This is a genomic window from Bdellovibrionota bacterium (genome assembly GCA_040386775.1).
Lineage (GTDB): Bacteria > Bdellovibrionota > Bdellovibrionia > Bdellovibrionales > JAEYZS01 > JAEYZS01.
In genome coordinates this window covers 206952-218047 of record JAZKEU010000012.1, presented here as the reverse complement: position 1 = coordinate 218047, position 11096 = coordinate 206952, and the positions used below count along the sequence as shown (strand labels likewise).

General features: G+C 38.8%; 13 protein-coding genes. 9 read left to right on the top strand and 4 right to left on the bottom strand.

Annotated elements, in window-relative coordinates; all coding sequences use genetic code 11:
* The first annotated feature begins 1 nt into the window (after nt 1).
* From V4596_07815 to V4596_07790, 6 genes are all read left to right on the top strand, one after another.
* Nucleotides 2-274, top strand: coding sequence for a hypothetical protein (locus tag V4596_07815; protein MES2769036.1), 273 nt, complete (start codon nt 2-4; stop codon nt 272-274).
* Nucleotides 271-2271 carry an AgmX/PglI C-terminal domain-containing protein gene (locus tag V4596_07810; protein ID MES2769035.1) on the top strand — a complete coding sequence of 667 codons (2001 nt, stop codon included), beginning with the start codon at nt 271-273 and terminating at the stop codon, nt 2269-2271. The genes V4596_07815 and V4596_07810 overlap by 4 nt, the downstream gene beginning before the upstream one ends.
* A gap of 127 nt (nt 2272-2398) precedes the next feature.
* Complete coding sequence (locus V4596_07805; GenBank protein MES2769034.1) at nt 2399-3100, top strand: MotA/TolQ/ExbB proton channel family protein; 702 nt, start codon at nt 2399-2401, stop codon at nt 3098-3100.
* A 50-nt stretch (nt 3101-3150) separates the two neighbouring features.
* A complete protein-coding gene (locus V4596_07800) occupies nt 3151-3624 on the top strand; it encodes a biopolymer transporter ExbD (GenBank protein ID MES2769033.1) in 474 nt (157 codons plus the stop codon).
* 1 nt (nt 3625) lies between these two features.
* Nucleotides 3626-4216, top strand: coding sequence for a biopolymer transporter ExbD (locus V4596_07795; protein MES2769032.1), 591 nt, complete (start codon nt 3626-3628; stop codon nt 4214-4216).
* Nucleotides 4217-4364: 148 nt separating this feature from the next.
* Nucleotides 4365-4772 carry a hypothetical protein gene (locus V4596_07790; GenBank protein MES2769031.1) on the top strand — a complete coding sequence of 136 codons (408 nt, stop codon included), beginning with the start codon at nt 4365-4367 and terminating at the stop codon, nt 4770-4772.
* An 84-nt stretch (nt 4773-4856) separates the two neighbouring features.
* Here the strand turns inward: V4596_07790 and V4596_07785 are convergent, their stop codons facing one another.
* The 4 genes from V4596_07785 to V4596_07770 all read right to left on the bottom strand — a co-directional run bounded on the left by V4596_07785 (nt 4857) and on the right by V4596_07770 (nt 7618).
* The gene (locus V4596_07785; GenBank protein MES2769030.1) at nt 4857-5888 is read right to left on the bottom strand and encodes an HNH endonuclease signature motif containing protein; all 1032 of its coding nucleotides are present in this window, start codon (nt 5886-5888) and stop codon (nt 4857-4859) included.
* A gap of 272 nt (nt 5889-6160) precedes the next feature.
* The gene (locus V4596_07780; GenBank protein ID MES2769029.1) at nt 6161-6412 is read right to left on the bottom strand and encodes a hypothetical protein; all 252 of its coding nucleotides are present in this window, start codon (nt 6410-6412) and stop codon (nt 6161-6163) included.
* Nucleotides 6409-6852, bottom strand: a complete 444-nt coding sequence (locus V4596_07775) for a hypothetical protein (GenBank protein MES2769028.1) — start codon at nt 6850-6852, stop codon at nt 6409-6411. The genes V4596_07780 and V4596_07775 overlap by 4 nt, the downstream gene beginning before the upstream one ends.
* A gap of 73 nt (nt 6853-6925) precedes the next feature.
* Nucleotides 6926-7618, bottom strand: coding sequence for a GYF domain-containing protein (locus V4596_07770; protein ID MES2769027.1), 693 nt, complete (start codon nt 7616-7618; stop codon nt 6926-6928).
* A gap of 157 nt (nt 7619-7775) precedes the next feature.
* Here V4596_07770 and lptC point away from each other — a divergent pair, with 157 nt between their 5' ends.
* The 3 genes from lptC to rpoN all read left to right on the top strand — a co-directional run bounded on the left by lptC (nt 7776) and on the right by rpoN (nt 11093).
* Entirely contained in the window at nt 7776-8810 is a 1035-nt protein-coding gene (gene lptC, locus V4596_07765; protein MES2769026.1) for an LPS export ABC transporter periplasmic protein LptC, read from the top strand.
* Between the two features lie 40 nt (nt 8811-8850).
* Complete coding sequence (gene lptB / locus V4596_07760) at nt 8851-9585, top strand: LPS export ABC transporter ATP-binding protein (protein ID MES2769025.1); 735 nt, start codon at nt 8851-8853, stop codon at nt 9583-9585.
* Nucleotides 9586-9674: 89 nt separating this feature from the next.
* Entirely contained in the window at nt 9675-11093 is a 1419-nt protein-coding gene (rpoN, locus tag V4596_07755) for an RNA polymerase factor sigma-54 (protein ID MES2769024.1), read from the top strand.
* Nucleotides 11094-11096 lie beyond the last annotated feature (3 nt).

The following is an 11096-nucleotide window of genomic DNA, read 5'->3' as shown; positions in this document are numbered from 1 at the left end:
CTTGAATTACTTTAGACCATTCAAATTATTTGTAATCATTACCTTTTTGGCATTCCTATTTTCGGGAGTGCATTCTTTTGCGCAAGGAAAAGAAAAGAAGAGAACAAATATCAATTTCGAAGATCAGCTCATTCGCGGTGAAGTTCAAAAACCAGAATTATTTTATATTATGCAAAAGAAGCAATTCAACTTTGGTAGATTGATCAAGTTAAGAGAAAATTTCTTACCTGAAATGAGAAAGACTTCAGAAGTTGTTCCAAGAGGTGTTAAATGAGTATTACGGATCGCGTATTTATACGTGTTTACTTAGCGCAAGATTTAGTTGAAGTTTTTCAGTCTGGTGAATCTCAAATCGTTATTGGATCTGAAGGTGAAGCCCATCTAAAACTAAAAGGTTCAGATATTTCTTCGGTTCACGCTCTTATCGAAAAAAGACAAGATGGATTTTATATCTGTGACTTAGGTTCGCAGTCTGGAACATTCAAAAATGGACAGCAAGTTCTGGATGATAGAATTAATTCTGGAGAAGAAATTAAAATCGGCGGATACAGATTAGAATTTTTTATTGGTTTGCCAAAGCCAGTTTCTGCGGGGCCGGCTGCATCAGTGCCAAAAGTCCCAGAGCCACCGAAAGTAATTCCTGTATCAGCGCCTAAGGCAGTTCCGCAAGTTCCAAAACCAGCGCCGGTTGTCGTGGCACCCGTTGCACCGAAGGAAACTCCAAGTGTTCATAAAGTTGAAAAACCAGTTTCATTAGGTGGCGTAGAAAAACACGAACCTTATGTTCAACCCACAGGATTAAAAGGAACATACGCTCCTCCAAGTGAAATCAAAAACTTGAGTGAGCAAATGAGACCTGTAAAAGGAACTGTTGTTGAGGTGACGGTAGCTTGGAACGAAAGAATTCTAGATACATATCATTTTGACTCTACACAAGTTGTTACGATTGGTAGCAGCCCTAAAAATACAATTAGTATTCCTGTATTTGATAATACGGTTTCTCATCCATTGGTTAAAATTGATTCGCAAGTGAGAGTGCTCATTACTCCAGATATGAATGGTGAAGTGAGAGTGAATGAAACTGTGACAACGATCAATGATTTAATTTTACAAGGAAAGCTTCCGCGCGAAGGTGCGGGATATGCAATTCCTTTAGACCAAACCTATGTAATTAGAATTGATCTCGGAAGTGGCGTGAGTGTTTACGTTCGCTTCGTTGCGGCTACTCCTAAGGCGATTGCGGCTCCGTTCTTACTTTTAGCTACGAGTGAAATTGCGACATTACTTTCGACGGTGATGTTTTTTGGTATCTTAGGAATTTATTTTGCAATTTATACTCCAGATGCTCCAGAGGAGCCACCTGTTGAGGAAATAGTAAAAAAAGCAGCTTTCGTTTATGATCGTCCAAAGCAAAGAGTAGATCTTTCTGAAGAAGCAAAAAGCGCAGAATCTGCAACTGAAGCTTTCAAAGATCAAGAGAAGGCTCCAAGCCGTGGCGAAGAGGGTGCAGCTTCAGCAGCAATGCCAAACAAATCTCAGTCTACAGTTAAAAAGCCAACGACTCCAAATCCAGGAACCGGAAAAGGTGTCGTGAAGGCAACAACTTCAGCAAAGGCGAAACCAGATAGTAGCGCAAAGAGCAAAGCTCCGGATCCAACGAAGCAAGGTATCTTCAGTGCTTTCGGATCAAAAGGTTTCAACGATCAATTATCTAAAACATATTCGGGTTCTGGAAACTTAGCGGGCGCAGCTGGTCAAGCAACAGGAACTGGCGGACAAGCGGCACTTGGAGCAGGGAATACACCTGGTACAGGATTGAAAGATATTGGTGCTGGTGGTGAAGGAACTGCCACTTATGGTATCGCCGGCGTGAACACAAAAGGTCGAGGCGGAGGTGTTTCAGGTTACGGGACGGGTGGTCTCGGAGCGAAAGGTCGTGCATCAGTTGTTCCTGGTGGTGAAGGTGAAACTTTCTCTGGTTCGATCGATAGGGAAGCGATCAGAAGAGTGATAAGAGAAAACCAAAGACAAATTACGGCTTGTTATGAAAAGACATTAAATAAAAATCCAAATCTTTACGGTAAAGTGATCTTGGAATGGGTGATCGTTGGAAATGGTAGAGTATCTTCGGCTAGGGTATCGAGTTCAACACTCAAAAACTCTGAAGTGGAACAATGTATTCTCTCAAGATTGAGAACATGGAAATTCCCAGAGCCGCCGCCAGATCAGGAAGCTGTAGTAAGTTATCCGTTCCTGTTCAATGCACAGTAATTGGATATTGAGAATTAGAATTTAGGATTTAAAATTAGAAGTTGAGAATGTTTAATATTTAGAATTGGACCGAATATTTAGAATTGGAAATTACTTAAAAAATTGAAGGACAATAATGGAGGTTCCCTTGATTTCAATAGCACACGCACAAGAAGTAGTAGCAACAGCGACAGCAGAAACTGCTGTTCAGATGAACTTTGTTCAAAAAGCTTTCCACGATGGTGGATGGCCGATGTACATCATCGCGATTGTTGGAGTATTAACAGTATTTATCATCGTTGAGAGATTTATGGCTCTTATGAAATTAACGGTAGATAAAGATGATTTCATGGACAAAATCCTTGGAATGGTTTTAAGAGGAGATCTACGTGGAGCGATCACTTTCTGTGATTCACGCCCGGTTCCCTTAACAAATACATTAAAAGCAGGATTAGTTTCTGCTGCTAATAAAAGGCCAGATGAAGAAATTCAAGTGGCAATGGATGGAGCCGCACTAAAAGAAACACCAAGACTTGAAGGATGGACAACATTCCTTGCGGTGTTTGGTAACGTGGCAACATTGATCGGACTACTTGGAACGATCGTGGGTCTAATCACATCATTCGGTGCGGTTGCCGACGCCGATCCTGCAAAAAAAGCAGAATTATTATCAAAAGGTATTGCAGAAGCTCTGAATTGTACAGCGTTTGGACTTTTAGTTGCGATTCCAGCGATCATTTTCTACGGATACTTTCAACATAGAATCGGTAGAGCAATCACGGAAATGCAAGAAGGTTCAATGAACCTTATCAACGTTGTAGTAAGCAACCGCGATAAAATGAAGTACTAAGCAATATTGTTTTGATCGTTAAATTTAGTAACTAGTTAGGAATATTTGATATGGCTCAAATTACAGAAAAAGGTAACGGTAGGGATACGAACGTTGATTTGAACATCGTTCCTTTTATTGACCTTATGTGTGTGTGCATTATCTTTCTTCTTGTGACTGCGGTGTGGACTCAGGTTTCCATGATTCAGATTGGAAGCTCGGTTTACAGCAAAAGAACAGAGGCAACACCCGATGAACCTCCACCACGTCCAGAGGTAGCATTTAGACTCGATGTGGTTTCAAGTGGATATGTTGTGAAGATTGGGAAAAATCAATTGAGCATTCCTAAAGTGAGCGCAGCTTACGACGACAGAACATTGATGGCGGAACTTCAGAAAATTAAAAAAGAATATCCAGACAAAAAAGATGGCGTCATTACGGTTCAAGAAGAATTAACGTATGACGATTTGATCCACGGAATGGATATGTTACTCCGTGGTGGGTTCGAAGAGATTTCAGTCGCAGCGGGCGGGGGAGCTCCATAATATGCCAATATACGCACCAGGAAAAAGAGACAGAAAAAATAGACAGTTGAGTGGTGGGAAAAGAAGTGTGGTGGCGATCCTTTCGTTGACTGCCATGGTGGACATGTTCACCGTTTTGACAGTATTCCTTCTACAAAACTACAAATCGACAGGGGAAGTACTTTTTATTCCAAAAGAAGTAGTTCTTCCAAATGCAGCTGAAACAAAAGAATTAACACCAGCTCACGTGGTGACAATTTCCAATCAATTTGTATTCTTGGATCAAGAGCCATTAGTTGATTTCAAAGAAGTGAAAGAGCAGAGAGATTGGTTGGTCCGACCTCTTTATCAAAAACTAATTGATGCGATTCAAAAGAGCGAAGTGGACAACCGCCAAGCTTTAAAAACTCAAATCAAAAAAGTTGTCGGCAACCAACAAAAGCCAACAAAAGAAATCAACCAATTCCGACGCGTAACCGTACAAGCTGATAAAAAGATCGATTTCCTAACGATCAAAAAAGTCATGTACACCGTCACAGAAGCCGGCGCCGAAGAAATCAACTTCGCTGTAATGGTAGTTGAAAAAGGCGATTTGGGCGCATTACCAAAATAATATCAAAAAATATACTAAAACAAAAAAACTCTGGTAATCAGAGCTTTTTTAGAAAGAAAATTGGAGCTCTCGAATGGAATAAGTCTAACTTTAATTTGAAAGCTTCGAAATATTTTGAATTATCAGAAGAATCCATTTAAAAAGAAGTATGAGTAAACGTAATTTGCGCGTATTGATATTGATTATTGTGAATCTAGTCTTGGGTAATTCTATTTTGTACATTCATGAAATATATCTTAGAAAACAAGAGCAGTTTGATATGTCTTGGTCTGATTTTTCCTTAATAGCTGTGTTATTACTAATTCCAACTGCCAACTACCTAAAAGATAAAAAACCTCTCTGGATTTCTATAGCGATGAGCTTAGTTTTATCGTATCTGATTCCAGTACTAGGGTTTTTTGTAAGTATGCGCTTCAGTCTTATTGCGCTTATTGGTGGTGCAAGTTATCTCTTCCTTGGATTTTTTTACTTTGTGTTTCCAATGTTCATAGTCAACGCTATCATGTTCCGTTGGATCCAGAAGAAAAACTTTGCGGATATAAAGCCGATCACTTGAGCTCTTCGCTCGTCTAACCTTCCTATTTTGATTGTTTCTCAATTTTGAGTTTCAAAATAAGAAAATTATTTTATAAAACTATCACTATAGATTTTGTATTTTAAAGTTAAGGTATGGTTGCATCTTTTGGAATCCAAACTTTTCGATGGCTGCTCTTTGGTTGTGGGTTCTGCACAATAATCTTAGATTTTGGATGGTGGTTTTACCGCCCATTGCGATTGGTGTGATGTGGTCGTATTCGAGGAACTTGTTTGAGTTGCAACTCTTGTGTGTGCACTGGCCTTTGTCTCTCTTGTAGACTGCGTGCTTTATCGTGGATGGGATGTATCTAGTATGACTGACGCTCGTCCGTGATTGTCGATTCTTGAGACTCGAGGCATCCAGTCTCGACCCTGAGGGCTTGGTCTCAAGAATATTTTTACTCTGTTGTTTTTTTACTTCCTCTATCGGAAGCTGAGGCGTGTTATTTTTCTGTTTTCTAATCTTTGCTCTGTTAGCTTTTTCAATTGGATCTATCTTTTGTATTACAATCTCTGCCATTGCTTCGATTAGCTCTTGATCTGTCATACTTGGGTTTTTATGGGACATAAGAGCTTTGATCTTATCTAACTTTGAGATGAGATCTTTATTTAAAACCACCTTAAGCTCAGTCTTATTAACGGTTAGTTCTCTTCTTTTCTCTTGAGGAACGCTTTGCGGGGAAATCGTTATCAATTCTTGGATGCATTCTCGAGAAGACTTGTTTTCTAATTTTTCTAAGATTTCTTTCTTTTCTATTACCGAATAGCTTTTGCCTACTTTAGCCTCTTGTCTAAAAAAGCTTTGCGCTTGAGATATAGAAGATAAATTCAAATCCCCTGAAATGATCTTTTCTTCTAATTCCGGAATCAACTTCATGGCTCTCATGGAATCAATCCTTCTTTGAGCGGAAGCACTAGAATATTTTAACACTTTCACGCAATACTCAAAGAGTGAAGGATAGTTCTTAGAATAAAGTCTTCTTCTTTCTAGTTCTGCTAATTTATGAAGAACAATAATTTTATGATGAGTTTCATCGGCTACAGATTGTTTAAGTGATATTTCTAGATCGATATCTGATAAGTGTTTATAGGTCATGTGTTTCTCCTCTGAATGAAGAAGAACATAGCATATGTTTCTAGAATTCAATTTTTAACGATTTTGAAACTTGAAAGTGTAATTGATAAAATGGATTTACGCTTTCTCATCAGCCTTAGATTGTAACGATTGAATAAAAATATAAGAACCAGAGGAAAGAAAAAATAAATTCAATCTAGCTCTTCTAATTAACCAAAAAACTCGTCAATAAATTTGTAAAAATATTTTTTAATTGACGCGATGACAGTACGAAAAACTAGGGGGTACCTTTTTCATTTAAGCCATTCTTTCATTATTGTTTTTATTTGAGTTTGATACTTTACGTTTTTTGCAGAGCAAACAGCTTTAAATTCTGTAAGTAGACTCTCAGGAATTTTGATACTGATCAAAATACTTTCGTCTTTGGATTTAACTTCAGGAATATTCCCGAGATTTCTATAGTCCTCGAGGATTTTGATCACTTCATGGCTTTTAAGTTTTAAGCATTGCTTGATGAAGCTATTCATCTTCACAGCTTCGCTCATTTTGGAATCTCCAATAGAAACTTAAGATCCGTTTGGTCTTTCTCATCCGTCGAGGCTTTTTTCATTTTAATAAGATCTTCAAAAGTAACAATAGGGACTTGGTACGTGTGCATTCTTTTAACTTGAGAATTCATGGTTAAAGCATTGTACTTGATATGCACGTCCACTCTTTGGGTTTCATCCTTTGGATTGATGAAGTACCAAGAGTCTTCCACGTCTTTTAATTTTGAAATGCTTTGGGCACCAAATTTTTCTGCCTTAAGACCACAGTCTCTTAAAGCGTGTTCAATTTCGATGAATCCTTCGATCGAATTGTCTGTGATGATATCAATATCAAAAGTTTTACGAATGTAGCCGTGAAGAGCTACAGCGTAACCACCTGTGATGATGTAAGGGATTCCGTTTCTTTCTAATGTTTCGATGACTTGATAAAAGAACATACAGAAAGTATATACCGAGTAGCCCCGACCTCGAACTGCTTTGAAAAAATAAGAAATAAAATAAGACCTACGACTAGGCGTTGAACTGATTTACGTAATCTACAATGATAGATTCAAATTCTTTTGGAAGATCTCTGAACTCGAGACCTGTGTAGCCGCCAAGATCTTTATACACGACAACAGCATTCGTTTGAATTCCTTGTTCAAGAAGTGGACTTTTCAGTTGAAGATTCACATCCTCGCCAGTTCGCACTGTTTCTAAACCTCTTACGCCCATTCCGCCTGCACTGATAGATCCTGCATGTGCAATAAGAGTATCATTGATGTCACTTGCTTTTTTAAGTAGCAAATCACCTTTGAACGGAGCTCTTGGATGTTTTCTGCGAGTAATTCCAAAATAAGTAACAAGCTCTGGAATTTCAAAAATACTCATCCAGCGATCCATTCCTACATGCCATACACGGCAGCTGCCAATGATTCCATTGGTTTGAACAAAGTTTTGAAGTTCTTTAGAATTCATGGGACCTTTTTGTGTTCCTAGATATTCTGCGTACCACGCCACTGTTTGAATATTGTTTCTGAGACTTTCTAAGATTGTACTTAAGTCTTTACGCCAAACATCGATAGAAACCCAGTCGCGCTGACCTTTCCACCAGATAAGAGCTTGATTAGACCATTTTTTTTGATCCAAGCCAGCTTCAACGCTCTCAGTTGAGAACGGTCCGCTTACGACATCATTAAAATAAATATACCAGATGAGACTCATAGCCAGATTTGATCGGTACTTTTAACCGCTTTCTTTATGAAACATTTCTTTAAATCTAGTCTAGTCTATTAATTTTGGTATACATAGAGAATATATATTAATTAAATCTTAACACTTTTTTTCCTCGAGAAACCAAGTAGAATAGAATGATCATTTTATGAAGTTACTGAATAAGTTATCGAACAAATTTAAGAGTAAAATCTTTTACAGATATATGATTCCAATTTTGATGCTAGGAATAGTTGTCGAAATTTTAATCATTGCTCCTGCAAAAATCGAAAAGAGCAAAGACCTTGCTCTGGATGCAGACATTCCATCAGTGGCAACAGACCAAAATCAGCAAGTAATGCTGGGAGTGCATCTTGTTGAGACACATGAGACTGGAAAAGACTGGGAGCTTTGGGCAGAAAAAGCATACAACTTTAAAGACGACGGAAGTTGGGTCATTGAAAAAGTAAAGATCAGAATTTTTGGTCAGCAAGATGGTTCGAGTCAAAAAAATACTTATTATGATGTGACTGGCGAAAGGGGACAAATCGATCCAAAGAAGAAAAATATTGTGATTGATGGCGGAGAGGGAGATGTGCAAACCCTTACTTCAAATGGCTACCTCTTGAAAACTAAAAAAGTTATCTATGATACAGACATGAAGCAGATTCGCAGTGACTCGGAGATCAAAATGTTTGGCCCCGAAATCAAAGGAGAATCTCGTTTGGAATTGACGGGCTACGGAATGCTCACGGATTTAAAAACAAATGAATTAAAAATTCTAGACAATATCAAAGCAAAGAAAACTCTAAAACAAGGTCAATTGGTGACAGTTTCGAGTCAGACTGCCTCATTCAACTCTGAAAACTACGTTGCGCAATTTCACAAAAATGTTGTGGCGGATTATGGCCCATACCGCGTAACTGGACAACAGGCGAAGCTTGAAGTAGATCCTAAGTATCACAACGTAGATTTAGTCACAATTTCAGACCAAGTGAGGCTCTCTGATATCCAGAGATGGGCAGTGGCAGATAAAGTAGCAATTTACACTCAAAGCCGAAAAATGGTCTTGAGTGGATCACCTAGATTGATTCAAAATAATAACGAGCTTTCGGGCCAAGAGATTACATTCTTCGAAGAAACTCAACAGATTCAGGTGAAAAAACCTAAAGCCCGTTTTGATAAAGACACAAAAGGTCTTTAGAACCCTTAGAACAGGATTAGAGAAAAGGATTAGAGTAAGGATGACTGAAGAAAAAAGTAAACTGACAGCAGTAAAATTAAATAAATCTTTCAAAGCTAGAAAAGTTGTTTCCGATGTTTCTTTTTCGGTGGAATCGGGTGAGATCGTAGGATTGCTAGGACCTAACGGTGCTGGTAAAACCACCAGCTTTTACATGGTGGCAGGTCTTGTAAAGCCGGATGACGGAGAGGTTTTTATCAATGATAAAGCCATCCAAGATCAACCCATGTTTCAGAGAGCACGTGAAGGTTTGAGTTATCTTGCGCAGGAACCTAGTATTTTTAGAAGACTCACGGTTGAAGAGAATATTTTGGTTTCCCTTGAAGCTCAGGGATTTCGGGGAGCAGAAAGAAGAAAGCGTTTAGATGCGCTGATTGAAAATTTCAAATTGGGACACGTTAGAGAAAGTATCGGAATGGCACTTTCTGGTGGTGAAAGAAGAAGAGTCGAAATCGCAAGAGCACTTGCTTCTAGACCAAAGTTCTTATTGCTGGACGAACCTTTTGCGGGGATTGATCCCATTGCCGTCGGAGACATTCAAAAATTAATTTCGGAACTCAAAGACACAGGAATTGGGGTCTTGATTACTGACCATAACGTACGAGAAACTTTGAGAATATGTCAAAGGGCATATATACTTAAAGACGGTGCTATACAGGTTTCAGGGTCCAGTGAGGAGATCACAAATTCACCAGTGGCTAGGAAATTCTATTTGGGCGAGAATTTTACACTATAGGAAGAAAAAAACTGTCAGGATCGGATAGTTCAATATCGAAAATACCGATAGGTTTCTATCAAATAGATACAAAGGACTAGTAGATGGGCATGAATCAGAAGTTGAGTTTAAAGCAGACTACAGAACTAAGGATGACCCCTCAGTTACAGCAGGCTATTAAACTTTTACAGCTGTCTCGCCTTGAGCTTGAAAAAGCAATCAGAAAAGAGATCGAAGAAAATCCCGTATTGGAAGAAGCCTCTGACGGCGCTGGTGATCAAGCAGAAAAAGTGGCAAAGAGTGAAGATCCCACTGCGGAATCAACTCCAGATTTAGATCCAAGAAAACAAGAAGAATTTGATTGGGAATCTTACGTTGAAAATCAAAACAAGCCTTCGCCCGTAGCGCAAGGCCAAGATTTTGATGAGATCATGAATTACGAAAACATGATCACGGCGACGCAAACTCTCTATGAATATTTGATGTGGCAAGTGAATCTCTTTGGCTTCAATGATGAAGAACGCGCCATTGCTGCGATTCTGGTGAATTACATTGATGATGATGGATACATTAAAACTCCATTTGACCAGATCGCAGAAGAAGAGGGAATTCCGGTAAAAGAACTTGAAGAAATCCTCCCCTTCATTCACGAATTCGATCCACCAGGAGTGGGCGCAAGAAACCTGCAAGAATGTCTATTGATCCAAGCAAAGCATTTGCAAGAAGATACGAATGATCTTGTGGATCTCATTACAAATCACATCAAAGATTTAGAAAAAAAGAACTATGACAAGATTGCAAAATCGATCGGAAGAGAAATCGGCGACGTTGTCGAAATGTGCAAGATCATTTATGAAATGGAGCCAAAGCCAGGAAGAGCATTTATGCCTCCGGAGACTATTTATGTGACTCCAGATGTGTATGTTGCACAAGTGGGCGATGAGTTTATTATTTCATTAAACGAAGACGGTCTTCCGCGTTTAAGAGTTTCCAATTTATACAAGAACATCTTATCCGGAAAAGCTGAGAACAACGTGACTCAAGATTATATCAAAGAAAAACTAAAGAGCGCGGTGTGGTTGATTAAATCTATTCATCAGAGACAAAGAACCATCTACAAGGTGACAGAAAGTATTGTTAAGCACCAAAGAGAGTTCTTTGAAAAGGGTGCGGCCTTCATTAAGCCCATGATCTTAAGAGACATTGCTAATGATGTGGGAATCCATGAGTCGACAGTATCGAGAGTGACTACTTCTAAATACGTTCATACTCCTCAAGGAATTTTTGAATTAAAATACTTCTTTAATTCTGGAGTGTCGAAAACAGACGGCGATTCACTGGCTTCTGAATCTGTGAAATTAAAAATCAAAGATTTAGTGACTAAAGAAAACAACAAAAAGCCACTCTCTGATCAAGAGATCGTAAATAAGTTGAAAGCGGAAGGTATCCAAATCGCTCGTAGAACTGTAGCGAAGTACCGTGATGCTCTCAATATTTTACCATCCAGCAAACGCAAGAAAATGTTCTAATAT